The 26526-nt window shown below is 42.1% G+C and carries 26 protein-coding genes; 13 read left to right on the top strand and 13 right to left on the bottom strand.

What is annotated here, in order from left to right; all coding sequences use genetic code 11:
• From JWG44_RS12475 to lsa25.6 (JWG44_RS12455), 5 genes are all read left to right on the top strand, one after another.
• A partial coding sequence (locus tag JWG44_RS12475; RefSeq protein ID WP_205275281.1) for an integrase core domain-containing protein occupies window positions 1-326 on the top strand: 326 nt, incomplete at its 5' end.
• A gap of 642 nt (window positions 327-968) precedes the next feature.
• Entirely contained in the window at window positions 969-1727 is a 759-nt protein-coding gene (locus JWG44_RS12470) for a hypothetical protein (protein WP_205275280.1), read from the top strand.
• Between the two features lie 173 nt (window positions 1728-1900).
• Complete coding sequence (gene lsa25.6, locus JWG44_RS12465) at window positions 1901-2494, top strand: Lsa25.6 family adhesin (protein ID WP_205275279.1); 594 nt, start codon at window positions 1901-1903, stop codon at window positions 2492-2494.
• 957 nt (window positions 2495-3451) lie between these two features.
• A complete protein-coding gene (locus JWG44_RS12460; RefSeq protein ID WP_205275278.1) occupies window positions 3452-4210 on the top strand; it encodes a hypothetical protein in 759 nt (252 codons plus the stop codon).
• Window positions 4211-4383: 173 nt separating this feature from the next.
• On the top strand, window positions 4384-4977 hold the full coding sequence (gene lsa25.6 / locus JWG44_RS12455) for an Lsa25.6 family adhesin (RefSeq protein ID WP_205275277.1): 594 nt from the start codon (window positions 4384-4386) through the stop codon (window positions 4975-4977).
• Window positions 4978-5716: 739 nt separating this feature from the next.
• Here lsa25.6 (JWG44_RS12455) and JWG44_RS12450 read toward each other — a convergent pair.
• Complete coding sequence (locus JWG44_RS12450) at window positions 5717-6631, bottom strand: AraC family transcriptional regulator (RefSeq protein ID WP_205275293.1); 915 nt, start codon at window positions 6629-6631, stop codon at window positions 5717-5719.
• A 123-nt stretch (window positions 6632-6754) separates the two neighbouring features.
• On the opposite strand from JWG44_RS12450, the gene JWG44_RS12445 reads away from it, so the two are divergent.
• A complete protein-coding gene (locus JWG44_RS12445; protein WP_205275276.1) occupies window positions 6755-7606 on the top strand; it encodes an NmrA family NAD(P)-binding protein in 852 nt (283 codons plus the stop codon).
• A gap of 177 nt (window positions 7607-7783) precedes the next feature.
• Window positions 7784-8329 (top strand): YbhB/YbcL family Raf kinase inhibitor-like protein, encoded by a 546-nt coding sequence (locus JWG44_RS12440; RefSeq protein ID WP_205275275.1) that lies wholly within the window; start codon window positions 7784-7786, stop codon window positions 8327-8329.
• A gap of 138 nt (window positions 8330-8467) precedes the next feature.
• On the opposite strand, the gene JWG44_RS12435 is transcribed toward JWG44_RS12440, so the two are convergent.
• Complete coding sequence (locus JWG44_RS12435) at window positions 8468-9757, bottom strand: adenylate/guanylate cyclase domain-containing protein (RefSeq protein WP_205275274.1); 1290 nt, start codon at window positions 9755-9757, stop codon at window positions 8468-8470.
• A 151-nt stretch (window positions 9758-9908) separates the two neighbouring features.
• Here JWG44_RS12435 and JWG44_RS12430 point away from each other — a divergent pair, with 151 nt between their 5' ends.
• Window positions 9909-11252, top strand: coding sequence for a hypothetical protein (locus tag JWG44_RS12430; protein ID WP_205275273.1), 1344 nt, complete (start codon window positions 9909-9911; stop codon window positions 11250-11252).
• 478 nt (window positions 11253-11730) lie between these two features.
• On the opposite strand, the gene JWG44_RS12425 is transcribed toward JWG44_RS12430, so the two are convergent.
• Genes JWG44_RS12425 through JWG44_RS12415 form a run of 3 tightly spaced genes read right to left on the bottom strand, consistent with a single transcriptional unit; the run spans window position 11731 to window position 13739 of the window.
• On the bottom strand, window positions 11731-12312 hold the full coding sequence (locus tag JWG44_RS12425) for a DNA-3-methyladenine glycosylase I (protein ID WP_205275272.1): 582 nt from the start codon (window positions 12310-12312) through the stop codon (window positions 11731-11733).
• Between the two features lie 42 nt (window positions 12313-12354).
• A complete protein-coding gene (locus JWG44_RS12420; protein ID WP_205275271.1) occupies window positions 12355-12732 on the bottom strand; it encodes a DUF952 domain-containing protein in 378 nt (125 codons plus the stop codon).
• A complete protein-coding gene (locus tag JWG44_RS12415; RefSeq protein ID WP_205275270.1) occupies window positions 12726-13739 on the bottom strand; it encodes a DUF2804 domain-containing protein in 1014 nt (337 codons plus the stop codon). The genes JWG44_RS12420 and JWG44_RS12415 overlap by 7 nt, the downstream gene beginning before the upstream one ends.
• A gap of 246 nt (window positions 13740-13985) precedes the next feature.
• On the opposite strand from JWG44_RS12415, the gene JWG44_RS12410 reads away from it, so the two are divergent.
• The 4 genes from JWG44_RS12410 to JWG44_RS12395 all read left to right on the top strand — a co-directional run bounded on the left by JWG44_RS12410 (window position 13986) and on the right by JWG44_RS12395 (window position 19761).
• A complete protein-coding gene (locus tag JWG44_RS12410; RefSeq protein ID WP_205275269.1) occupies window positions 13986-15374 on the top strand; it encodes an SBBP repeat beta-propeller lipoprotein, LipL53 family in 1389 nt (462 codons plus the stop codon).
• Window positions 15375-15447: 73 nt separating this feature from the next.
• On the top strand, window positions 15448-16143 hold the full coding sequence (locus JWG44_RS12405) for a hypothetical protein (RefSeq protein WP_205275268.1): 696 nt from the start codon (window positions 15448-15450) through the stop codon (window positions 16141-16143).
• A 211-nt stretch (window positions 16144-16354) separates the two neighbouring features.
• Complete coding sequence (locus JWG44_RS12400) at window positions 16355-17446, top strand: metallophosphoesterase family protein (RefSeq protein WP_205275267.1); 1092 nt, start codon at window positions 16355-16357, stop codon at window positions 17444-17446.
• Entirely contained in the window at window positions 17443-19761 is a 2319-nt protein-coding gene (locus JWG44_RS12395; RefSeq protein WP_205275266.1) for an ATP-binding protein, read from the top strand. The genes JWG44_RS12400 and JWG44_RS12395 overlap by 4 nt, the downstream gene beginning before the upstream one ends.
• A 24-nt stretch (window positions 19762-19785) precedes the next feature.
• Here JWG44_RS12395 and JWG44_RS12390 read toward each other — a convergent pair whose 3' ends face one another.
• A complete protein-coding gene (locus JWG44_RS12390; protein ID WP_232371615.1) occupies window positions 19786-20007 on the bottom strand; it encodes a hypothetical protein in 222 nt (73 codons plus the stop codon).
• A gap of 81 nt (window positions 20008-20088) precedes the next feature.
• On the opposite strand from JWG44_RS12390, the gene JWG44_RS12385 reads away from it, so the two are divergent.
• Window positions 20089-20481, top strand: a complete 393-nt coding sequence (locus JWG44_RS12385) for a TIGR04452 family lipoprotein (protein ID WP_205275265.1) — start codon at window positions 20089-20091, stop codon at window positions 20479-20481.
• 403 nt (window positions 20482-20884) lie between these two features.
• Here the strand turns inward: JWG44_RS12385 and rlmD are convergent, their stop codons facing one another.
• The 7 genes from rlmD to JWG44_RS12350 all read right to left on the bottom strand — a co-directional run bounded on the left by rlmD (window position 20885) and on the right by JWG44_RS12350 (window position 26393).
• Window positions 20885-22066: a 23S rRNA (uracil(1939)-C(5))-methyltransferase RlmD gene (gene rlmD / locus JWG44_RS12380; RefSeq protein ID WP_205275264.1), complete on the bottom strand. Its 1182-nt coding sequence runs from the start codon at window positions 22064-22066 to the stop codon at window positions 20885-20887.
• A gap of 60 nt (window positions 22067-22126) precedes the next feature.
• Entirely contained in the window at window positions 22127-22708 is a 582-nt protein-coding gene (locus JWG44_RS12375) for an ankyrin repeat domain-containing protein (RefSeq protein WP_205275263.1), read from the bottom strand.
• A 177-nt stretch (window positions 22709-22885) separates the two neighbouring features.
• The gene (locus JWG44_RS12370) at window positions 22886-23716 is read right to left on the bottom strand and encodes an AraC family transcriptional regulator (RefSeq protein WP_205275262.1); all 831 of its coding nucleotides are present in this window, start codon (window positions 23714-23716) and stop codon (window positions 22886-22888) included.
• Window positions 23713-24198 (bottom strand): acyl-CoA thioesterase, encoded by a 486-nt coding sequence (locus tag JWG44_RS12365; RefSeq protein ID WP_205275261.1) that lies wholly within the window; start codon window positions 24196-24198, stop codon window positions 23713-23715. The genes JWG44_RS12370 and JWG44_RS12365 overlap by 4 nt, the downstream gene beginning before the upstream one ends.
• 4 nt (window positions 24199-24202) lie before the next feature.
• Complete coding sequence (locus tag JWG44_RS12360; protein WP_205275260.1) at window positions 24203-24823, bottom strand: GNAT family N-acetyltransferase; 621 nt, start codon at window positions 24821-24823, stop codon at window positions 24203-24205.
• A 52-nt stretch (window positions 24824-24875) separates the two neighbouring features.
• Window positions 24876-25517 carry a CBS domain-containing protein gene (locus JWG44_RS12355; protein WP_205275259.1) on the bottom strand — a complete coding sequence of 214 codons (642 nt, stop codon included), beginning with the start codon at window positions 25515-25517 and terminating at the stop codon, window positions 24876-24878.
• Window positions 25518-26393 (bottom strand): J domain-containing protein, encoded by an 876-nt coding sequence (locus JWG44_RS12350; protein WP_205275258.1) that lies wholly within the window; start codon window positions 26391-26393, stop codon window positions 25518-25520. It abuts the gene before it with no gap.
• Window positions 26394-26526: the final 133 nt, after the last annotated feature.

Raw genomic sequence — 26526 nt, 5'->3', positions numbered from 1 at the left:
GTGATTCCAAAGTTCCTTCGACGCAGTTCCTATCTGACAACGGTCCTCAATATACTTCTTTCGCTACTATGGCTTTTATTGAAACGTTGGGATTTGAAGTTTGTCATACTCCTGCTTATTCTCCAGAGAGTAACGGAATGGCTGAAGCCTTTGTGAAAACATTCAAAAGAGATTATGCTTATGTGAATCAATTAAATCACGCTGAAGAAGTTATGCTGAAAATACACAATTGGATTGACGACTATAATTCCTTCGCACCACATAAGGGATTGCAAATGTTGTCGCCGAAAGAATTTATAGAAAAAGAGCTAACATTGGCTGTATGATTTTTGGGGGTAACTCCACTACTCATCTTTACCTTTTCCTCGTTTCGAGCGAAAAAGGTGTCTACTTTTACGTAACTAGGTTAACCTTGATTTAGAAACCATATTCGACGTCTTTCCTTTACCAAGGAGAATGAATGCCGAGCCGGATCTACAAGGATTCACAAGGATCTATGAGCCGAACGCATACCCATCTCAAAGAATCGGGTTTACAAGGGAATGCGGTAAAAGGTCTGAGATTCCGCTTTCAAAAGCGCAAAACATCACTCTGAATCCAAGGATTGAATTCCGAAAGAATCAGATGAGAGTAGTTTATTTCGCGCAATCCGAAGAAAATAAAGTCTATTGAGTCACAAAAACAATCCAAACAAGCCCTCAAAACGAGATTTAGTTTCACGATTTCTTAAATTTTGAACCTTTAGGGACTTCATTTTTCCTTAATAAATACAATATCATAAATACACAGCTAAACCAAGCATGGTCGATACGAAAAAATTATGTTTATATAATAAATATAATACTATTTTATATAAACATAATATCAATATTAATAACATAGCCTTGACTCGGTGTTATTTTAAATTATTATTTGAACTATAAAAACTAAAAATCTAGATGGTGAAAATTCTAAGGAGAGACTTCTTCATGAAGAAAAATTTAATTAAGCTGGTAGCAGTTATGGCTCTCGCTCTTGCGATTGCCGCTTGCAAACCAAAGGAAGACGACGATACAACTACGCTTGCGGCTCTTGCATATTTCGTAGATCAGACCAGTGGAAACTGTGCACAAGTTACTAAACTTAGCGCAACCAACTACTTTGCTACGCTTTCTGCTATCCCAAAAGGTGGGTGCAATCAAGCGACTTTGCTCGGAAGCGATCTCGCTTCCTATAAAGTAATTCAAAGCGCCAATTTCGATGCCATTAGCGCTCTATCTACTACATTGAATTGTTCAGCCGCAACAAACACTGCTATTGCGAACCAAAAGACTGCGGTCCTTGCAACGACACAGGCTAATTTTGATACGGCAGCAGCCTCTATTAGATATTTTCCGATATCTGACTTGAGAGTAGAAGGGCTGATTCCGCTTTCTGCAGCAGCTTCGGCTTTGACTGTTCTTGGCTTCAGCGCTGCGGAAATCCTTAACCTAAACCGTTTAACGGTAGACCAATCAAAATTGGCATCCGCTACACAATTTTTAGGAGTATTGGCGGCGGGGACAGCGGATGCGGCTTGCCTTACAGCAATCGGAAACAACAACAAGACTGCATTTGCCGGTATTTTAGGTTTAGATTCCACTGCAAACTCCAAAGATACCGTGAAAGGTATTCCTTCAGCGACTTGCTTGTACGGAAGTGGAGCCGCTGCGACTGCGAAATGTGCTACTCTGAGCACTGAATTCTAAATTCTTAGATTTAGATTAGAGATAATTAATAAAACAAAAAGTCATCTTAACGATGGCTTTTTGTTTTATTTTTTTAGACTTATCTTTTCTTTTACCTCATGAAATATCACTCATTTTTTCTTTTTCTTTTTCTAAATACTTATAGCTGCTGCTCGGAATTCAATGCGACCCCGATGGATCAAACAAAAGACGGTAAGGTCGACAATATTCTCTATACGAAAACTGATTCTAAAATCGCGATTTTTATGGAAACTTTCGAGTATCAAAAAGAAGTTCCCGACGACTGGATGTGGTTAAAGATGGATTCGAAAAATCCAGAGTCATATCAAGCATTATACAACGAAATCGCATCCAACGATCCACATAAGGTGGACGTGAAAGTTTGGTATGGCCCCGGGAATTTAAAGCTCATTGAAAAAGACGACCGAGACCAAGACGGCTATTTCGAAACTACACAATACTACAATCGTTTTGCAAAACCCAAAATCAATTCCGGAATCATAGCAAGAATTGAAATCGATTCGGACAAGGATCAAAGAACCGATATTTGGATCTATCCGATGAAAAGAATGGAAATCGACACAAACAAAGACGGAATTCCGGACGGAGTCAGCGAAAACGTCGATACAATCAACGAAGTCCTCAAAAAAAGAAAACGTATTCAACTTCCAAATGTTTTGCCGCTTACATCCTCACAATCTTGGGCGCTTCATCCGGAACGGATCTCAGATGAAACCTGGAAAGCGGTAATTCCTTTTTCCCTCTAAGGTTAAAGGAAACTCTTAGCTTTAGAATCCTTTGTTTCGCGAAAAGGAGTAAATCGAAACGACTCCTTCAAAAGCTAGCAACTTCTTGTCGTTTTATAAAATTCGTAATTCCTAAACCTATATTATCATAACAACCAAGGACTTTGACCATGAAAGATTTGGGCGAATTCCGCTGCCCATTTGTTTATCCGAGAAGGCACCTCTTCAACAATGAGCTTGGACTCAGAGCATTTAAGTCTCAAATACTCTTCAGCATTTATAATCGCACCCTTGTATCCAAAAAAATCATATTCATTCTGATTCTTATTAGAATTACTTGAAGAATCTCTCGAACAAACTCTAATCGATTCAAACGGTTCCAGCCGATTCTACGATAAACAAATTCGCTATTATCAAATCAACACTGTATTAAAAATCAAGTTCAAGGACCCAAACTCGACCTTTTTGTGTGCCTTGGAAACAAGGACAATCCTCCGCGCCGCTTTCGAGTTCGCTTTCTACAATCTTCTTCCGCAGATTTTGCCTCAAGAATGAATCCAGGAAAAGACCCTATCCACCCACCTCCGAAACCACTCAATACTTCACCGGATTAAAGAATTGAATTTCAAAGAAATAGTTGGAAGTAGCTTATTTCGGACAATCAAAGAACAAAAAAAAATTAGTTTTAAAAGCCAATTAGAATTCGCTCAAAATACGAGATTTAATTTCACTTTTTTAGAAGATAGAAGCCTAAGAATATTCCCTATTCTTAAAAAACATCAGATTATAAACAAACGAAAATATAAAATAAATATTAATCTCATAATATTAAGTTAACATCATATAACATATATTATATTATATTTACTTAATATTATTTATAAATAACTAAACCTATTTTGTCTTTCTTTTAATTTTTTATTTGAATAATGAAAAACAAAAATCTTGATGGTGAAAAATTCAAGGAGCAACTTCTTCATGAAGAAACATATAATTAAGCTGGTAGCAGTTATGGCTCTCGCTCTTGCGATTGCCGCTTGTAAACCAAAGGAAGACGACGACACGACTACGATTGCAGCTCTTGCATATTTCGTAGATCAAACTAGTGGAAACTGCGCACAAGTTTTCAAACTGAGCGCGACTAACTATCTTGCAACACTTTCTGCAGTTCCAAAAGGCGGATGCAATCAAGCTACTTTATTCGGTAGCGATCTTGCTTCCTATAAAGTAGTCCAAAGCGCGAATTCCGATTCCGTAAGTGCACTGTCTACGACATTGAATTGTTCGGCTGCTACAAACACCGCTATTGCGAACCAAAAGGCTGCGATTCTTGCAACAACGCAGACAACTTTTGATACCACATCTGCTTCTCTTAGATTTTACCCAATATCTGACTTGAGAATAGAAGGACTTGTTCCGCTTTCTGCAGCGAATTCGGCTTTGACGGTTCTTGGCTTCAGCGCTTCAGAAATTCTTAACTTAAACCGTTTAACATTAGAGCAAACAAGATTGGCAGCTGCTACGCAACTACTAGGACTTTTGGCGGCAGGAACAGCGGATGCGGCCTGCCTTACTGCAATTGGAAATAACAACAAGACGGCTTTTGCAGGTGTCTTTGGTTTAGATTCCACTGCAAATTCCAAAGAAACTGTAAAAGGGATTCCTTCAGCAACTTGCCAGTATGGAACTGGAGCTGCTGTGACGACTAAATGTGCAACTCTGAGCACTGAATTCTAAATTCTTAGATTTAGATTTGAGATAATTAATAAAACAAAAAGTCATCTTAACGATGGCTTTTTGTTTTATTTTTTTAGACTTTTTTTTTCTTTTACCTCATGAAATATCACTCATTTCTTCTTTTTCTTTTTCTAAATACTTATAGCTGCTGCTCGGAATTCAATGCGACCCCGATGGATCAAACAAAAGACGGTAAGGTCGACAATATTCTCTATACGAAAACCGATTCTAAAATCGCGATTTTTATGGAAACTTTCGAGTATCAAAAAGAAGTTCCCGACGACTGGATGTGGTTAAAAATGGATTCGAAAAATCCAGAGTCATATCAAACATTATACAACGAAATCGCATCCAAAGATCCGCATAAGGTGGACGTGAAAGTTTGGTATGGACCCGGGAATTTAAAGCTCGTTGAAAAAGACGACCGAGACCAAGACGGCTATTTCGAAACTACACAATACTACAATCGTTTTGCAAAACCGAAAATTACTTCGGGGATTGTTGCGAGAATTGAAATCGATTCAGACAAAGACCAAAAGCCTGATATTTGGATCTTTCCGATGGAAAGGATGGAGTTGGACACGAACAACGACGGATTTCCTGATAAACTTGTCTCTGATCCCGAAATCATGAGAACAGTTCTAAAAAATAAAAAGCAAATAGGAATTACCTCGTCTGTTTTCCTTTCTTCAAATCGATCCTGGGCTTTACATCCTGAATTTATCCGAGATGAGACTTTGAAAGCCATCATCCCATTTTCTCTTTAATACGTTTGCTCGAATTTTCGGAGGCCCCGTAGACTCATGAGAGCTCAGTTATTGGTCGGTTGCAAATGAGCTTTAAGGCTAAATCCAAAAGTTCTATCTGTGAGACGAAAAATCCTCTCCAAATAAGAAGGTGATCAGAAGATCGAACTCTCTATATAACCGCCAAGTCTTAAATTTAAATAAGATTTTCATCTGCATTTTATTCTGTTCGCGCTCGAAGCTTTTATCCTAACGAGTCGTCCTTTATTTATCTCACGAAAACGGGAATTCGGTTTCTTGAGTTGCAAGAAAGAATAATAAGCACAGTGCTCTTCCTATAACTTTACCCACAAGTTTAAAAGCTATTTGGAATCAACAAAATTCAAATAAAAATTTCTGTAGGAGTTCCTACATTCGAGACTTGTTACTTGCAAAAATACTAATTTTCTGATAGAGCAAAGTCACACGGAGCCTCCCGCCCTCCACCCAAAAAACTCAGTGCGGCGCTCTCTAAGGATCGCGCCGCAGGACGGGGATTTCGTTTCACGGAGGATTGTCGTAGTTACTACAAATTCCTTTAAAATTCAGTCTACTTTGTGGGTAAGGATATGGCGCTTCCAGCGGAGTCGTTTTATGGAGAAAGGTGCAAACAAAGAAATGTAAAGTTTCCAAGGACATAACTCGATTCAGATTCTTTTAAAAAAATTAAAAAAAGAATTCAAGTTATATTATGTACGCTGAATTCTATGGATTCAATTCTTTAAGAGACTTGTCTGGCTTTCTGTGATTCATCCTTTCTAGGGGATACACCGTGAATTCTTTTGAATGCTTTTGAGAAAGCAAACGCAGAAGAATAACCTACGATCCTTGCAACTTCTTCCAAGGTTGCCCCCTGATCCTGAATTAAACTTCTTCCTTTTTCAATCCGAAGTCTTGCGAGATAATCCATGGGAGTACAACCCAAAACGTCACGGAAACGATTTGCAAGAGACGCTCTGGAAATACCAATGGCCCCCGCTAAATTCTCAAGAGTCCAAGCATGCGCCGGTCTTTTGTGAAGCGCTTCTAACGCCGCCAAAATTTTTCCATCCTTAAACGCGCTCCTCCATCCGGGTGAAAGCGAAGGATGAGTTTCCAACCAATGACGAATCACGTAATAAAGAAGAATGTCGGTCAATCTTTGTAAAATCAAATCCGAACCGAGTTCCGAATCGACTTCTTGAGAAATCAGAATCAGAGTCGTATGCAACGGATGATGGGGAGGAATTTCTCCCGAACGAATGAGTATATGATCCGGGAGTTCGAGAAAGAACGGATGTTGTGTCGTCTCCGGGACTTCGTAACGAACCGAAACAAAAGTGGTGATCGGAACTCCGGCCGTCTTGGAATCCTCCTTCGCCAAGAACTCGTTGAACTTTCCGATATCCATTGTTTTCTGATTTGGAGAAGATATTAGCTCGTGATTGAATCCTCTTGCGATAAAAAGAATATCGCCTTTTTCCAGAGGGATACACTTACCCTGAAATCGAACAAAACACGAACCCTGAGAAAGAAGATGAAAACCTCCGCTTCTCTCGCAGGGAAACCGTAACCCCCAAGCACGATACATAGATCGCCTCACGAGAATATCAGTCTTCCAAGCCGCACTCGTGAGAATTTCCGAAAGTAGATCCATAAGCCAATCATATTCCAAAATATCCAAAAGTCGATCTATTTATACGATTGGATATTCTTTTTAGATCATAGGACATAGCCAAATTCTTTCTTCCGAGATACTATGTTTTTAGGAGAATGAATTATGAAAATATTCGTATATGCCGCAAGCGGTTTGGTATCAAGCCAAGTAGTCGACGGTTTATTAGCAAAAGGTCACGAAGTCTATGCCGGTACTAGAACGCCGGAAACGGGCAAAAAAGTCCCGAATCTTCATTGGGTAAAAGCGGACGCATTACAACCAAATCTTGGACTCGAAGTTTTAGATCAAGTGGATAGGGCGTTTTTTCTTTCCCCGACGGGTTTTACGGATCAGTTTGGGGCGTTAAATCCATGGTTGGAAAAAGCAAAATCTAAAAATTTGAAAAAAATTGTACTCATGACCGCAATCGGTGTTGAACACTCTCCCGAAGATGTGCCTCTTAGAAAATTGGAAATCACTTTGAAAAATTCGGGCGTTCCTTACAACATCATTCGTCCGAATTGGTTTATGCAAAACTTTCAGACTTTCTGGCTTTCTGGAATCTTAAAGGATAAGAAGATCTACTTCCCCGGCGGCCAAGCAAAGACAAGTTTTATCGACGCAAGAGATATCGCGTCCTCGGCTGTCTCACTTCTACTCGATGATTCTTCAAACGGTAAAGAGTTTGCGCTCACGGGAAAAGATTCCGTCACACACGACGAGGTCGCTCAGAAGTTATCCAAAGCGACTGGTCTAAATATCATATTTGAGGATATCACACCGGAAGAATTTAAGAAGAATTTATTGAGCGCGGGTGTTCCGGAAGACTACGCAAACTTTTTAGTTTTTATTGCCGGTCTTCTGAAGGAAGGGCACGTGGCTCCGATATCGAACGACGTAAAAGAGATCACGGGAAAGGATCCCATCTCCTTCGATCAATACGCGAACGACAATAAAAAGGTCTGGTTGAATTAAAATTTCAAGAAGCCCGAATTCGGGTTTCTTTCTTCCTAAAAATCGGTAGTTCATGGAATTTTATTCTAAGAATCTAAAGTCGATTCAAAAGAATTTTTAATAACTCTTAAAACAAGAATTGCAAAAAGTCTAATTTTCTGTTGAATGATGGATGTTTAGAAAGGAGAATTTCGATTCATGAAAATTAAAGGAATTGCATTTGCGTTCTTGTTATCCGCTTCTTTGTTGCAAGCGGAACCGTTTCAACTCAAAAGTCCGGAACTCACTAAGGGTAAACTGATTGCCGACGAACAAGTGTTTAACGGTTTCGGATGCACCGGCGGAAACGTTTCCCCTTCCCTTTCCTGGTCCGGACTCCCAAAGGAGACGAAGAGTATCGCGGTCACAGTTTACGATCCTGACGCGCCCACCGGAAGCGGTTGGTGGCATTGGGTAGTATTCAATCTTCCTGCTACGACTTCCTCCCTTCCTGCAAACGCCGGAAACCTTGAAAAAGATCTTCTACCAAAAGAAACAATCCAAAGTAGAACGGATTTTGGAACCGGCGGTTACGGCGGCCCTTGTCCTCCGAAAGGTGATAAGCCGCATCGATATATCTTCACGGTTTACGCTCTGAAAGATAAGATCGGAGCGGATCAGAATTCTTCCGGCGCCTTGATCGGTTTTTATATCAATCAACTGAAAATCGGCGAAGCAAAACTGATTGCCAAATTCGGACGATAAAACCGCTCTCTAATTTTTAGTTTATACCTCCGGAACAAAATCTTGTAAGGGAGGTATAAACTTTCTAATTTTATTTTTTAAGAATTTTGAGAGTTTCTCGATTTAAAAAAAAATCCGAATCGAAAGACAACTTTAATCTCAAGGCAAGGCCACAGAATAAAGACTCAGGAGTTTTTCCTTTCCTTTTACTTTCACCTCGCCCATTCCGACGGTTTGAAAATCATCTCCGATTCGATCTAAAACTTCCCTTGAAATCAAAAAATCCACATTCAATTCTTTGCATGCGGACTCGATTCGAGAGGCTGCGTTCACCGCGTCTCCGATTACGGTAAATTCGAGACGCTCCGCGGTGCCGATATTTCCGCAAATCGCTTCCCCGAAGTGAATTCCGATTCCTTGTCTGATCTCGGGAAGACCTCTTTGAGATCTCAAAATATTCAATTTTTTTAATTCTTTTTTCATTCCAATTCCCGCGAGTACGGCATTGCGACAATCTTCCTCTCCGGATTCCGGAATTCCGAATGTGATTAAAATCCCGTCGCCGATAAACTTATCGACGGAACCTCCGTTTTCAAAGACGACTCGAACCATTTCTTTATGATAATCCGTCAAAAGCGAAATAACTTCTTCAGGAGAAAGTTTTTCCGCAATCGAAGTGAAATCGCGGATATCGCAGAACAAAACGGCTATCTTCTGAATTCTTCCCCCCGGCGCAAAAAGATTGTCCTCCGCGGTAATTCTCTGGATTACCCCCGGAGAAAAATATCTTCCTAACTGAGAGCTCTTTCTTTCAAGAAAGACGGATTCTTTCAAAAGGGAACGCGCGGTAAAAGCTATAAACGAAGTGATTCCTCCGTATAATAAAAGTAAGGCGGTCATTGAAAAATGATATTCCGCATTTGCCTTTGGAGATAGGAACGTTTCCGAAAGACTCGATGTCCATTCTACATTCGGATCTCCTTGAACGTAGAAAAACAACCAAATCGAGATTACTATCGAGCCCAAGGATACCAAAAGCGGATATGCCGGTTTTAAAGAAAGACCGTTCACAAGAATAAAAACCGCAGAGATCGGAATAATTCCGGTCTTCATGAGATACGCTCTCGGGATTGTCTCCCCTCCAACCGAATCATACCAAGTCCAGGGAAGTATCGAAAGTATCAAAATATCTAAGCAGACACCGGCCCATCCTGCGATTCGATTGTCGTCTTTCAGACAAAACCTTTCCTTATTTAAAAACCAAAACATCCCCGCCGAAAAAAGTGCGGAACCCGAATACAAGATTAGAATCCAGATCCGTTCCGTAATACTTTGCGAAATATTTAAACTCGGTGGAATAAATGAAGCGGCAATGATCATTCTAAGAACAAAGCCGATTCGAAAAGCGCGTTTTTCTTTATAGCCGAGTATTTCTTCTGTCGGTTGCATCGTTATACCCTTTCGATATTATAAGAACTGTAAAAGTTTTATTCTTCGTTTATCGTTTCCTTTCGCAAAGTTCGACTTCATTCCTAAATAAATTCTTTACAATTCTAAATTCTTTCCGAAAATCCTTTTTCCACGAGGTTAACAAGATACAATGAAACGATTGTTTTTATTTTCAGTTTTCTTCCTTATTCTTTCTTCGAGTTTTGCCCAGAACGTCTCCCTTTGGCAGACGATGTTTGGAGGAGAACAATTCAACGGACTCAAACCGAATGAATGTCCGGAGGAACTTCCTTCGGGACTCGCTTCATTCAAAGACGGCAGTTTTGTCGTCGTCGGCTCTTCCAATAGTTGTGCAAAAGGAGACATGGATTCTAAAATTGAACAAAAGAAATACGGGGCCGCTTGGATAGCCAAAGTGGATTCCAATGGGAACCCGGTTTGGTGGAAATATCTTTACCCTAGCAAGCCCGTGGATATGGAGGGCTATTCGATAGCTCTTCACGATCACAACAGTTATCCAGGAGAACACCTCATCGTAACTCAGGATGGCAATTTTATCACGGCCGGATCGATCGGAGGTTCCACTTTCAATCGGAAACTTTCTTTTTCTAAACACAACGCGCAAGGCGAACTCATTGAAGATCGTTTTATCAACGCGAACGAATTCTGCGACGGGTTTTGCGGTTTAGAGGATCCTCAGATCTTTCACTTACAAGAACTTTCCAATGAAAAGTTAAGGGGGCTAGTTTCCGTTTCTCATAAAGTGGAAACGACCGAGAAAGAAGGAAACACAACGGTGATTTCCACAAAAATCAAAACGAGCTTTCTCTATACACTTTTCGGGAAAGACGGCTCGGTTAAGAATTCGAAATACATTCCGGATTTAAATTTTGCTCCGGACGCTTCCGTCGCTCTTCCCGACGGAGGTTTCGCATTTGCAGTAAGCACGGATAACGTGTCAGGAAAAGAATCTCAAAGAGACGTGATTGTTCAGAGATACGACGAAGACGGAAATCCTCTTTGGAAGAAGAAATTCGGAACGCCGGGAGTGGAAGATTTTGCCATTTCTCTGCTAAAACTTACGGATGGGAATCTTCTTTTATCCGGAGGAGTTTCCGGCGCCGGAAACAAAGCTGTCTGGTTTCTGAAACTTTCTCCCAACGGAGAGACAATCTGGGAAGTAAAACACAAGTTAGGCGGACATAATTTTTTGGATCCCATCATTGAATCGCCGGATCAAGGTTTTCTCGGCGTTCTTTCGGACGGAGAAGGACCGATGGTTTTGGTGAAGTTCGATTCCTTCGGTAAAAAAATCTGGGAAAAAAAACATTCGCAGAGAGTTTACATGGCGAGTAAAATTCTTAAGAATGAAAAAGGATACGTTATACTATCCTATACTAAGAAAAAGCCCGCGCAGTATGTGGATGCTCTTTTGATTCAAACCGACTGGGATGGAAATTTATCCAAGGAAGCGATCAGAAAGAATTTTCCTTAGAGGTGTTTCAAAAATATTTCTGAGAAAGCATGATAAGATCTTTGCGAAAGAGATGGCCTGGAAGAAAGAAACGTTTTTGTAAAGTAAAACTGTGTTTCACTTTGTCGGAGGTACGACGATCTTCCGTAAAAGCCGCGCGCCCTGAACTTGGATAACCTTACACACAAGTTAAGAAAGCGAACTCGAATCAGGACAATCCCAATCAAAATTTTTATAGGAGTTCCTACATTTTGGGTTTTTTACTTGCAAAATTATGATTTTCTGATAGAGCAAAGTCGGCCGGAATTTTTCCACCACCCGCCCCGCCACCCGAAAATTTGGGCGGGGCGCGCGACTTTCACAGAGGATTGTCGTTGTTACGACAAATTCTTGGAAAGATTCAGTCCACTTGTGGGTAACTCCAATGCTGAACTTGAGTGGTCGAGGCGGGTGTGAGACTTTCACAGTAAAGTCTACGTTACGGCAGGATCAAAAAAATTCACTTCCCCTTTCTCACAAAACAAAAACAGTCCGCGGTATGATCCATCACCATTCCCGTCGCTTGCATAAAGGCGTAACAAATCGTAGAACCCACGAACTTGAATCCCCTTTTTTTGAGATCCTTGCTCATCGCTCTTGACTCAACCGTTTCGTTCGGCGCTTCTCTGATCGTTTTCCAAGAATTAAAGATCGTCTTTTGATTCACAAATTCCCAGATATACTTATCGAAAGAACCGTATTCTTTTTGAATATTCAAAAACTCTTTTGCGTTTGTAACTGCGGATCGAATCTTCAATCGGTTCCGGACGATTCCCTCGTCTTTGAGAAGAGACTGAATCTTTTTTTCGCCGTATCCCGCAACCTTCTTAGGATCGAACCCGTCAAAAGCCTTTCTATAGTTTTCTCTCTTTCTTAAGATCGTAATCCAGGAAAGCCCTGCTTGTGCACCTTCTAAAATTAAGAATTCGAAAAGTTTTCGATCCTCGTGAACGGGAGTTCCCCATTCTTTATCGTGATACTTTATATAAAGAGGATCTTCAGTTACCCAAGCACAACGTGTTTTATCGGACTTACTTTTCATTTTCTTTCTCTTTACTCTCAAAAAGATTTTCCGAGCGGATTTTCAATCTAAGAATGGAAAACGAAATCTTCCCTCTTCGTCCGGTGCGATCTCGTAAATATGTTCCACCGCGTCCACATTCAAAGGGCCGAAGATATGAGGAAAAATATTCTTCCCTTCCTCTTTCGAAAATTTAGGGGAATCGCTCGTTTCGTATTTTAATTCCGATCTTAATTTTTCGATCTTGACCACGAGAAGAACCAGATCCTTCCTTCCGGAAAAAATCCGATTCGCAGTGTCTTCCACCTGATTCTTTTTTGAACTGTGAATAAATCCTTCGTTTGTGAGAGAATCAGTCGTATAAAAACCGTTCTTGATCGCATCCTCGTAATCTTTTTTAGAAGCGATATTGTAGATATATTTCGGAGAGGATTCTACCATCTTGCGATATGATCTTCGGCCCAACCTTGACCGTTCGTAATCTTATATTCGTTCTTTCCCAATCGGATGACACCTTCGAATTTCCCGATCATCTGATGTACGGAAGAAGCGAGAATTCCCGTATTTGTGTTAGCCTTTCTGTGGAATTCGGGAACGAACTGCAGATCGATCGCCTGCGAATCCTTCGTGTACAAATGCCAGGGTTTCATCCAGTTTTCTTTATCGATCTCAAAAACCGCGTTAGACGGGATCTTATAAATTCTTCCGTTTACTAAAATTGCGTTCTCGGTGGTTCCGGTTTCGTCCGTCCATCCCGCTCCGAGATTGATCCCGATTTTTTCTCCTGCGTTAACCGCCACCATCGAAGCCCAGTTCCATTTTGTGGAATAAGGCCAAACCCCTCTTCCATAATCCAAACAGGCAAAGGAATTCTCAGGTTCGAATTTGTGCTCCATCGCTCCGTATCGAACGGTTCCGCTTGCGCCGACTCCGAATAACTTTTCAGTAAATTGAAATCTTCTCTTGGACCAAGGAACGACTACGTTGAGCGTCTCCCAATTCTCCGGAACGGGAACAAAAAGTTCGGCTTGAACCGGAATTTTATTCCTTGGAGAAAAATTGATCGAAAGACGATATCCTTCCTCTTCCCGGAAGAATTGAAGTCTCGCGTTGTTTCCGATATAAGTCGCGTTGCTTCCGAGAAGTTGTCCCAAACTCACACCGGATCCAAAAGGAGTAAGAATCGTTCCTTCCTCGAAATCCCCCGTTTTACGATTGAGCCAATAGACGAAGATAACTCCGGCGTAGTCCACGTCCGAGATCGTGAACGAGGCCAAGAAGTTTTCGTCATAGATACACCAATAATTCCATTTCTTTTTTCTCAGGTAATGTCCGCTCAGATTGCACCTATGCAACGGCTTTTTGGACCAACCTACCGCGTTTAAATTCAGATTCCCGGATTTATCGCAAAGATTCGTTTCTTGTCTGATTTCTGTCTCTAAGTTCATCTATGGAAAACTCTTTTTAGGATATTGAGTACGGATATCGCATTCCACCTCGAGAAGTCGACTTCTTTCCTCCGGTTCCAGTTTCGGTTTTCCGACCGCAAAAATCTCCCGAGGTCTGTAAATTTCTTTTCAAATTATAATCCGTTATTTAGAACTTACCAATCTTCCCCCGGAACGAATGCAGAATCTTTGATAGATTATTTCAAAAACGTTAGGCCGCTATTTTAGAATTTTTTTAGGTGCAGAATGAAACGGTATCTTTTCATCTCGGTTTTTGGGATTTTACTTCATGCTTGTAATCCGGCAAATTTCATGAATTCCGGAAATCCGACCACGAGCGAATATTGGCTGGGACAATTTTTCGCCGGGATCCATCCCATTTCCTTTCGCGAAAACACCGGGACCTTAGTATGGACGGTACTCGAAGGAAAAGCGGGGACAAGTAGTCGAGGGAAAGACATAGCCTTGGATCCTTTTCAGAACATCGTAGTCGCGGGGGAAACGGATGGAGCCCTTTTTAGCGGAAGCGTGGTCGGAACTCAGGATCTTACCATCGCTAAATACAACGCCGAAAGCGGCCGAGCCTGGGCTTTTCAACTGGGAGCGCCCGGAGCTCTTCTCACTGTGGTCGGAATTGCAACGGACCCCTCCGGTAACTCTTATATCGCCGGATATACAAATGCGGCCTTTGCTGCCCCGCTCTTCAGCGGTCAGGATCTTTTTGTCGCCAAGTTCTCTTTGGACGGAACTCCGCTCTGGATCAAACAAGTCGGGCCGACCGGAGGCAGTTATTTTCTAAATCCAACGGACATCTGTGTGGACGATCTCGGAAATTCTTATGTGGTCGGAGATACGAACGGACCCTTCGGTGGTCCAGTCGCCGTTGGGGGAACTATGTTTGTGGTTCGTTTTGATTCTTCCGGAAATCAATTCTGGGCCACACAACTTTCGGTTACGGGAGCAAATACCACCGCAACCAGTGTTGTTTGTGATCCGACATCCGGTTCGGCTTTTGTCGCCGGTTGGGGAGGAGCCAATTATTCTACGTTAACCGTCCCTGGAATCGGAGGCAACGATCTCTTTGTTTTCAAATACAACTCTAGCGGAAGCAGAACGTTGTTCAAACACATAGGCCAAGCGACTTTCGAAGTCCTCACAGGCCCGATCATTCTCGATCGTTCCGGAAATGTTTTTGTAGGAGCGACTAGTAACGCCGATTTCGGTTCCGGAAATACCGGAACCGCCTATCCGGGAACCATCTTTAAATTCAACTCAAGCGGAACTCAACAATGGGTTCAGCAATTCGGCGTCAATTTAGGAACATCGACGACGACGGTTATGTCCTTATCGACGGATTTTGTCGGAAACGTTTTTTCCACCGGATATACGACCGGAAATTTGCTGACCGGTTCAAGCGCGTCCATCGGCAATAACGATCTATTCTTTGTGAAATACGACGGGCAAGGACAACAACAATGGCTTCGTCAGATCGGAACCCCCGGCGCAACCTTAATGGGTAACGGACTTATCATCGATCAGGAAGGATCGTTTTACGGAACGGGTTCCGCAACCGGAACGATCAACGGAATCGCCATCAACGGAACTCAGGATTTGTTTTTAGTCAAATATCGCTAATCGAAGTTCGGAAGAATTTCTTTTCTATTCAAAAAAGATCCTTTTGTTAGAAAGGATCGGAAGACCCCAAACTATGAATCGAAATCGAAGTATCATTCACGTCGGACTCAGCGATTTATTTTTACCGATCGTTGTAAGATCGAAATCCGAAATTCTTCAGTTCCAAGCTAAACTGGAAGAATTGGGAATCGAAATCACGGGAACCAATTACGGCCCGAATCAAAACGTCCTTACGAGACAACTCTCTCAATCGGTTCTTACGATCCAAGTGATCAACGCGGGACCGAATATCACACAACTCTTAATCATCTCCGAAAACCCGGACGGCTCTTTGGAATCCATCGAAGAGGATTTTGAAAGAGTCATCGAAGCCTTCGACAAGGTCTGGCAGATCCAAGGGAAGAATGTCGTAAAAAGCGATCTCACCGTGCGTCTTCTTACCGACGCTTCCACGGAACACGCGTTTGGCGAGATTTGGGAAAAACGTCTCAAACAAAGCAGAGACAGTCTGCAACAACTCGGAAGACCGATCCTGGGCGGAGGACTTCGTTTTGTTCTTCCTCCTCTCAATCCGCAGGATCCGGAAGACCACGGAATCGAAATCAAGATCGAATCCTTCTTTCCCGATCCCCGCAAAATTTTTATAGAAGCGATCTTTCTCTGGGGCGCTCCTCGAATGATCTCCGAAAAATGGAACGCCTCCGATCGAATTCAAAAAGTCATCCAATACGTGGAACAACATCTCATCACTTTTTTGGATCAAAGTTAATCCCCGGCTTAGCGATCTGCAGCGCGCCGAAGGCGTTCTTTGTCGAAGACAAAGAACGAGCGGGAATCCGCGAGCGCGAAAGAAGCGCGACCGCCCTTTCCCAAGGGCGGGAAGCCCCGCAAAATTTCGAAAAAAAAAATTCGAAAAGAAACGGATTCCCTTGAATTTTTGTCCGGGGAAAACCCTATTCTTAGAAATTAGGACCTAGCCCATGATTCGATTTTTACACAGCGCCGATCTGCATCTCAGTCAAAAAGAAAAAGACTATTCCCTTTCCGTCCTCAAAGAGATCGTCTCGGTCGCCTCCGAAGAACAATGCACTCATATCCTCTTTTGCGGAGATCTTTTTGATCGAAACAACGATATCTCCGCGCTCAAAGAAGAAGTAAAATCGATCCTCAATTCCTTTTCAGGTAAAATTTTTTATATCCCCGGCAACCACGAAGAACTCGGCCTTGCGGAAGGAGCCTATCCGATTTCCGCGGATCTTTCTCCCATGCTCTATCCCCAAAAGGGTGAAAACGTAAAACTCTGGTTGGAAGAATCGGACGGGGTCTCCGCCGAGTTTTTCGGTTTTCCGTTCAACAGAAATTTAGATTATTCGAATATTCAATTTAAGGATAAGAAGGTTCAATATAGAATCGCCCTTCTCCACGGGACCGAAACAAAAATGGTGGAATATCTCGGTCCTTCTCCCGAAGAAGCGGATTCCATTCTCGATTCGGGACCGTTTCTCGAAGCGAAGTTCGACTATCTCGCGTTAGGTCATATTCATTCGAAACGTTCGGAGGTTTCCGGTTCGCTCATCAAAGCCTATCCCGGTTCTCCTCGTATCGTTTCTTTGGGAGAATCCGGAGTCCGCACCGTCAACATCGTTTCCCTCGGAAAAAACGGAACTCCGGTTTTGAAAGAAAGGGCGATCGTTTCCGCCGGAGAATTTAAGGACTTTTCTCTTTCCGTAACTCTTTCCGGTGAAATTCCGGAACTCGAAAAAACGGTTTCCCGTTTTTCACCGGAGGACACGATTCGGATTCGTGTTTCGGGAATCGTGGAAGACGAACACGTAGTCTCCGAAACCCTGAATCGTTTTTGCGAAACGGCGCTTTGCAGAAAGATCGAAATCAAAACCTCGGATCTCAAAACTTCATCGACCCTCATCGACAACCCGGTCGCGAAACTATTTTACGAAAAACTAATGGAACGCCGACAAAACTGGTCCGGCGCCGACGCCCCCGACTGGAACGAAATTCTGGTCTTAGGTCTGGAACAAATCGAAAAAAATGCGGGTAAAAGCGAAAGATGATCTCCAAACTCCAGCTTCTCAAATTCGGAAAGTTTCAAAAATCCGACTTCGAACTCAGTCCATCCGTTACGATCTTTCAAGGTAAGAATGAATCGGGAAAAACCACGATCTTCGACGCGTTTCGTCTCGGAATCGGAAGCAAGTTTCTGACCGCGAGCCAGGAACCGAAAAAAAGTATTCTTTCCCGTTACGGGGAAAAGAGTCTGGAAGGATATCAACTCTTGGGTGAAATTCCCGAACTCTCCAAAGAATCGGCGCCTCAATACGTCCATTGTATTTCCCTTCGAGAAGGCGAATTGGAATTCGCGTTTAACAACGAAAAGTTTATCAAACCGGAATTTTTACGAAGTAAACTTCTCAACAACGGAGTCAACTTGGAAGGAATTTCGACTTCGTTTAACAAAATTCATTCTCCAAAAACGGGAAGTAAGGATTGGACCGCGGTTGAAAACCTCAAAAAAGAAATCGAGGATCTCAAAGCCAAAAGAGTTCACCTAACTTCGAAAATCGAATCCCTTCATTTTAGAAACAAAAACAACCTGGAAATGGAAGGAAAACACCTCAAAGACCGGGAAAGAGCCGCGGAGATCAAAGACAAACTCGCCCAGCTCGAAAAGGAATTCTTTTTGGATTCTAAGATCCAGAAAAAAATCCAACTTTTGGATTCTCTTTCCAAGATCCAAAGATTAAAAACTCTGGAAGAATCTCTTAAAAAAAACTTTCTCTATTCCAAAGACGAATCTTCGGCTTACGAAAATTTTCAAAAAGAAATCGAAAAAATTCAGTCTTCGCTTTCTTCTTCGGAGGCGCTTTTTCAAGACAAACAAAAGGCGATCGTTCTCAAAAAGAAAGAATCCGATTCCCTCCAAAATCAAATTTCCCTTCTACAAAGGATGAAAGTAAAAGCTGAAGAATTGATCGAGAAGATCGACAAAACTCTCAGAGAAGAAGGTTTTACCGAAGAGGTCCGCACCGATCTTTCCAACTCCAATCAGAAACTCATCGGAGGAGGAATCTCCGGTTTCGGTTTTTTAAGTTTGCTGGGAGTTTTGATTTCTTTGTCGTTTGCAAACGTTTCTCCGATCGGACTTTTGATCGGTTCTTTGTTTTCCGTCGGCGCGATCGGAATCGGTCTTTATCTCCTCGTTCGGAAAAAAGAATCCTTGGAAATTCGTTACAGCCCAGCAAAGGAAAAGGATGCGGTCTCCAAAAGATTAAACGAATGGAATCTAACGTTTCCCGAAACTCAGTTCTCCTCCGTCGAAAGAATGGATATTCTTAGACAATTTTTATACAAACAGATTCAAAATTTTGAAAGTAGATCCGAGCAGTTGGAGATTTTGGAAAAGGAACTCAAAGTTTTGAGAGAGGCCCTGGAAACGATTCAGTCCAAGGGCAAACTCGAAAAAGATCAACTTTCCGAACTTCAAACAAAACGAAATTCTTGGTTGGGCGAAAGAAGGGTCGCTTCCATCCAGGACTATCACAAACAAGTGGCGGAGTTTCAATCTCAATCCAAAATTCTCGCGGAGTCTTCTCAAAAACTCCGATCCGCAAACGCCGGAAAGAATTTGGAAGATCTGGAAAACCAGTGGAAAACCGAAATATTAACGTTAGACGAAATTCCAACACAGGGACTTTCGGAAGCGGAAAAACTTTCCAAAAACGCTCAAAAAAAAGAATTGGAAACTGAACTTCAATCCTTGGAAAAAAGATTAAACGAACTCAATACGGAAATCAAAGTGGAGGACTCCTTAATCCAGGATTCTCTTCCGGAAAAAGAAAAGGAACTGATTTCTACTCTGCAACTTCTTGCGGAAAAAGAAAAAGAATTCTCAAGCTTGAATTCGAAACGCAAATCCGCAAAAATCGCGCAGGAAATCGTGGAAGAGATTTCCAAAGACCAGTCCTTTCAGTTCGTTTCGATCGCTTCCGAAATCAAAAAAGATCTCAACCTTTTTCTTCCCAAAAGAGAAGTTTCCTTTGAGGCGCTCGATAAAAAGGAACTGATCAAAATGCAAGACGCGGCGGGGACGTTTCGTTCCATCGAACACCTTTCCGGAGGAACGCTTGCGACGTTCTACTTGATCTTTAAACTATTTTTGGCACGTAAGACCGTTCCTAAAAACGGAATTCTCCTTTTGGACGAACCCTTTGTCCATCTGGATCCGGTAAGAATTCAATCCGCTCTTTCTTATCTCAAAACCTTTCAAGAAGAAACTGAATATCAAATTTGTTTTTTTACAAAACAGGAAGAGCTTTCCGAAACGATCCTAAAAACGTTTCAAAAAGCTAAAAAAATCTCCCTTGAGTAAGATTCCTTCGGACTTTTACGGAATTCAATTCGAAAGGTAGAATCCGGTATATGCAAAAATTCTTAAATTCTTTTTCGTAAAACTTCCGGAAAGACCAGGTTCAATCCCAAAACTGGGACAGAATCTTGCAGCTTGATCTTTCTGATAAAGTTTAATCGAGTTTTGGTAAACGCTGTAAATATTTTTTTGAATATTACGAAATTCTACAATCTCCGTATCGTTTGTAAAACGTAGAATCGATTTCATTTTTATCCATGAAATTTATTTCTGATTGACCTTAGGTCCGTGAAAGATAACCTTTCTTAAACATATTATCAGAGGTCGACTTTGAAAACTCTATTCAGTAGAATTCTCATTTTGTTTTTTCTTTCCCAAGTTTATAACTGCTTATTATTTGATACTCTCGGGATCGCGCCGGGAAGGATCAAAGGATCCGAAGCCGCCGGTGAAATCAGAGACGCCGCAATCGTCACCGATCTGATCAACTCGACCATTTTGAACGGACGTGCGACGGTTTCGATTCTTTCCCTTTTATCGGACCAATTGGCCGGTATCAAGTCGGACGGTAATTACGTAAAAACGGAAGTGGACGATTGTATCACCGAAATCAAGGGTCTGAGCGGTTATATCATCGGCGCCCCTCTTACGATTCTCCTTCAATCCAAATGTTCTTTAAAAGAAGACAAGATCATTCTAGATTCTCCTTTCCCTGAACTTTAATCCTAAATTTTTCGAGCCGGATCCCCGGCTCGAGTCTTCCTTGTTTTCCCCGAAAAAATCGCTTCTCTGATTTCCGGTCTCGTATATAAAATCGGAACTGTCTTTTATTAAAAGCCTACCCAATACTGCGAAAGACTAAAGAATCCCATTTTATAAAATTTGAATCTATATGTGAGTTCCCACATTTTAATGCTTTTGGATAGAATATAAGTCGAAAATTCAAAAACGAATGTTTCTACTGTATTTTCCTCGGAACGAACTTGAATTCCGTTTCCAAGTTCGTTTACAAAAATAGTTTTGTAGGAACTCCTACAAACATTCTTTTTTTTACTTGAAAGTTCAGAACCTCTAAAAAGGGAAAATCGAAACGGATTAAAAAAGGAACAGTTTTATCAATCCAATACTATCTAGTAAAAACCGCGACACTTTCCAGATGACTCGTGTGCGGGAATAAATCCACCGGAGTCAGTTTTTCATATCGGAAAGATTTCGTAAGTTCCAAAGCGTCTCTTCGCAGGGTTTCCGGATTACAGGAAACATAGAGAATTCTTCCTACTTTAGAATTCAGTAATATCTTTTTGGTTTCCGGATCCAATCCTTCCCTCGGCGGATCCACGATCACAACATCGGGTTTTTCGTTCAAAGAGAATTGTAACGTCTGAAGAACTTTTCCTTTTGTAAAAATCGCATTCTCCACTTGATTCGCTTTCGCGGCTCCGATTGCGGAGCGGATAGAATTCGGATTCTCCTCAAGACCGATCACCTTTTTAGATTTGGATGCAGCGTAAAGAGTGATCGTGCCGATCCCGCAGTACGCGTCCACGACGACGGAATCGGATGGAAGATCCTCTAAAACAAGGTTATATAGATTTTCGATCTGGAACGGATTGACCTGAAAGAATGTCGAAAGACCGATCTGAAAATTTAATTCTCCGATTTTCTCTTTGATAAAATGTCTACCAAACCACGTCGTCTCCTTATCGCCGAGGACAACTTTCGTATTTCTCTGGTTTACATTCTGCAGAATTCCGACCACTTCGGCCTTCGACTTTTCCTGACTTAAGAATTGTTTAATATACGAATGTAGACTGTTTGTGATATTCTTTCTTCCGGGGATTTCGTTCGCATTGGTGACGATTCCCACGAGAATTTCCTGCGAAGCACGGGCTTTTCTCAAAACGATATGTCTCAAAAGACCGTTCCCGTTTTTTTCAAAGTAAGGACTGAGATTTTCGGTTCTCGCCCAGTGTCGAATCGCGGAGGCGACAACGGTTAAGTCGGCGTCCTGAATTCTACATTCTTTCTGATCGATGATAAAAGTATTTTCTTTGTTGTGTAAGCCTAAAGTAAGAATCGTCTTTTTACCGATCTTACGATGTCCAAAAGGCAGTTGCACCTTATGACGATACATCTGATCCTTCGGACTTTTTACGATCGTTCGAATCTCCAATCCCTTAAAGCCGCCGAACTGTTTTTCAATCTCTTCCTGTTTTAGCTGAAGTTGTTTTTCATAACCGATATGCAGGCGATCACAACCGGCGCACTCCGGGTAGTGTTGACAGGACTGACTCGCGGGAGGTTTCATTCTACTTTCAGGCTTTTGATCCTCTCCGCTCTGTCAATTGAATTCGTTCTTCGGGCCGGTTTACATAAGATAGATTTTCCCGTGTTTATCCTTGATCATCGGATCCGCCCCGTGTTTGAGAAGAAGTTCGGCAAATTCGGACATCCCATGCGAGGACTTCGCCAAATTCATACAAGTCACTCCGTCAAAATCTTGCACGTTCGGATCGGCCCCCTTCTCCAAAAGAATCCGAAAGGGAGAAAGTTTTCCTTCGTTCACACAGTGATGAAGAGGACTCATCCCGTTACTATCTTTTCGATTGAGATCTGCTCCGTATAAAACCAACAAAGACAATATCTCGGGCGAAGAATCTTCCAAAACAGAATGGATCAACGGAGTCAAACCGGTGGTTTCGTCGGGTTGGTTCGGATCGGCTGAAAATTCCAAAAGAATTTCGACGATACTCGGATTCTGATATTTAACTGCAAGAGAAACCGGACTCATTCCATAATACGTCAACCCATTCGGATTCAATCCGTTTCGCAAAAGTTTTTTTAAGGCAAAGGTGTTTCCTTTTTTGAGCGCTCTAAAGAATAAAAACCGTTTCCAAAAAGAAACGTTTGATTTCGGATTCGAGTCTTCCTCGGTTTTATTTTGATTCATCCTTTTCTCCTAGGCGGCGACAAGCGACTTTTTGAATGCGTTTTTGATCGAATCCTTTCCTAAAGTCGGACACGATACAAAAATAGAACGGCGCTTACGTTTCATCTTCGAAAATTGATAGGCTTTTTTTTCGGCCTATCTCCAACTTCCGTATCTGATTTTTCTTTCGATATTGTACTAGAAAGAATGCGGTCTTGTCTTGTAAAAAAGGGACAAAATTCGATCCCTAACCCCGTACCAAACCAAGGGAGAATATCCGGAAAGAGCGACGAACTCTTTGTTTAAATGAGATTGATCGTAGTAGCCCGCGTTTAGAGCGAGTTCGCTGAGATTTTGATCTTCCAATTTCATCCAAGCCGCGTTTTGAAAACGAACGACTCTCGCAAATTCCTTCGGATTGTATCCGATTCTTTCTTGGAATTTCCTTTCCAATGTTTTTTTGATCACACCCAAATCCCGAGTCAATTGTGAGATCGGAATTTTTCCTTTGCTCATCGTGATTCTTCTGACGGCCTCTGCGACGACCGGTTCGGTTTCTTTTTTGGAATTTAATAATTTTATAAAGTATTCGTTTGAAATCGTCACACGATCTTCGAAGGAATTCGAGTCACGAATTCGATTTACAAAATCCGAATATCGCTCGTTGCCCGGAATTTGCAAATCGCTCAAATGACTCCGAACTTCTTTTCCCGGTATTTTAAAAAATTCATAAAAGGTTCCGGGAAACATTCGTATATTAAAAAATCCTACTTTTCCCTCGGGAGAAATTCGAAAGGGGGAAAGATGATTTCCGACGATATGTCCTTGGGAAGAATTCCATTCTCCCTTTCCATCCCCAATGGTTCCGAATAAAATCGGATCTCGATAAGAGATATGAATCTCGTTTTCTACTGACGGGAATATCTTCGGAAACTCGATCTGAGTCGACGTGGAATCGGATTCCCAACCCCAATAACATCCGATCCAAGGGGTCAAAACCGGATCACATTGTGAAAAAAGAATTTTCATTTGGACTCTCGGATCTTTTTTACCAACTCCCGATTGGATTCCTGTCTCAACACCGCATTCTTAAATCTTCTGGTCTCCGCCTCGGTCTCGGGTTTGACCTGCGGGACGGGGCACGGTTTTTTCGATTCGTCTAACGCTACAAAGGTGAGATAGGCGGTAGTCGCCCTTACGACGGTTCCGGTATAAGGATTTTCCTTTGAAACCTGAACCCCGACTTCCATCGAAGTTCTTCCCGTATAATTCACGCTCGCTTTTAGGATTACGTGGTCTCCGACTTCGATCGGGGCTATAAAATTAAGCCGATCCACGCTCGCGGTTACCGCTTCTTTTCCGCAATGCCTCTGGGCGACCATAACCGCGATCATATCGATCCAATACATAAGAGTTCCTCCAAACAAGGTTCCATAGTGATTGGCCTGATCGGGCATCACGATATGTCTTGTTTCCACGGAACTCTGACTGGGTGTTTTTAAATTTTCCATTCGATTATTTTAATATACTTCTTTCCACTTCCATGTAGAAATGATCCGGTATTTTCCCGACCGGTCCGCCGAAACTTCTAGCTTCGACCGTCTGAAAACCCAACCCTTTGTAGAGTTGAATCGCAGCTTCGTTCTTCTGTGAGACGTCCAAAGAAAGAGTTTTGAATCGAGGAAACGTCTTTGCCATAAATCGGATGAGCTCCTTTCCGATTCCCTTTCCTCTGTGTTTTTCGGAAACCGCGATATGACCGAGATAGAGTCTTCCTGATTTCGGAGGACGTATCATTCCCTCGGTAACGAGCCCTCGCCCCATCACCTTCGGAGAAGAGAATCCGTAAACGGAGACGATTCTCAAAGCCGTTCCTCCGTTTAACAAAAGAAAAGACGGTTGATGATAACTCAGAATGGCGCCTACGACTTCACCATTCAACTCGGCCACAAAATGATTTTTGTAGGAAATGGTATTTCCCCGTTTGATAAACGAAGCGCTAAGAAAATCAAAAGGAGTTTTGGATCCTTGGGTAAAAACGTAATCCCAAGCCGCAGGGCCTGAAGAATAGATCAAAGGGACGATTGCGTCCACGTCTTTCGGTTGGGCAGGACGAATGATGATCGATGAGTTCAAAGTTTTTCCCCTTTTTTATTTTCGCTCTAAGTTAAAAGGATTTGTTTCCGACTCAAGCGAGAAATTCCCTATCATTGACCTTGAGAATCGCACGAAGAACGTCGCTCCGCGTGATCATTCCTATTACCTGAGCCTGTTCGTTTACGACGGGAAGACATCCGATCCTTTCCTCGAAAAGGACTTTCGAAATCTCTCCCATTCCGGCATACATCCGAACCGAAAGAACTTTTGTTTTCATGATGTCGCCTATCGTTTTTGCTAATCCGACTTCTTTTCCTTTGGTCAATTGCCATTTCATCCAATCCCGATCGGAAAGAATTCCGCATAACGTGGATTCGTCTTTGACCACCGGAACATGGCGGAATCTTTTTTGAAAAAAGATTTCCTCCGCCCTTTCGATCGGATCCTTTTCTTCAAAACAGACAACGGGCGAACTCATCAAATCCCGCGCTGTCAAGGAGGATAAGAATTCTCCCTGTTTCGATTTTACGTCCGCCAAAGAAGAATTGGCCTTGTACTCGGAGCTCGCCCCTTTCGAAAAAACCTCCGACGGATTCCCGCTCCCAGGTTTGTCTTCGGTTTCTATTTTTTTAGAAGACGGTAAAGGAGGAACCGCGTGCAAAGGATGAACGATCTCCGGTCTCGCAGGAGGAATATAAGGTTCCGGAACCCCGCGAGAAATCCAAAAGAACAACTAACTCATCCTCATGATCAAAAAATTATAGGAAGCGATGATTCTCTGAGTCATCTCCAATCCGTCCTTGTTGATGTCCGGATGATACTTCTTGATCAACTCTTTGAATCGTTTTTTGAGCTCTTCCAAAGTACAAGGTGCGTCGAAACCGAGGACGTCGAGATGTCTTTGTGTTTCCGGATCCATTTCCTGAAACACGGAGACCGGCTTTTTCTTTTTCGGTTTTTTGCGGAACGCTCCGAACAACTCGTAGTAAGCGCGGTCCCTGTATTCTCTTGTGATTTCCCGAAGATGAAACAGTTTTGTATTGAGAATCGAAAAGATATGATTTTTTAAAAAGACATCGGCTCCAAAATCGTTTTGAATCGACTTCGATTCCATAAAATCGGAAATTCCGTTCACCACGATTCTTTCGAAATTGAACTTATCGTCGAAGTAAGAATCGAAAGCGTCGTCAAAGTCGATCGTAGCGGAGGACAAAAGCAAAAGAAGTTCCTTATCCAGCTCGTGTCTTTCCAGACGATTTTGTATGTTCTCTTTCAGGTTGATTTGAAGTTCCGCGAGATGGTTATCGTCAAAGTATATTCCACTTTTTGCAAATTCGTCTCCGATCCCTTCTATCTTTAGAATTTTTGAAAGAAGTTGTATGAGAGAATCCGCCTGCGTCTCGTTAAAGCCGGAAGCGGCTCTGGAGGAAAAATGGACTTCGTTTCTGAGATCGTAAAAAATTCTATAATAATCCTCTTTACGAATGTTCAATGCGGATATGATTTTTTCAACGGAGATATACCACTCGCAGTTCGTACATCCGGACTGGATGTCGAAAATAATGTCCTCTAAGGAGGAACGAATCTGTTCAAAACTTCGAGTTTGCATTCTCTTCTACTTCCAGATTTTCAACCCTAGTAAATCCGTTCATCAATTCTTTTTCAGATTCTTCCATAAGAATCCGAAACGGAATTCCTCCTGAGCGTTGAAAAAAGGTTTGCTCGGACGCTTTCTTAACCCC

Origin of the sequence: Leptospira ainazelensis, from assembly GCF_016918785.1 — a bacterium.
GTDB classification, from domain to species: domain Bacteria; phylum Spirochaetota; class Leptospiria; order Leptospirales; family Leptospiraceae; genus Leptospira; species Leptospira ainazelensis.
Note: the sequence above shows the minus strand (reverse complement) of the source record. Positions and strands in the feature narration are given on the sequence as shown.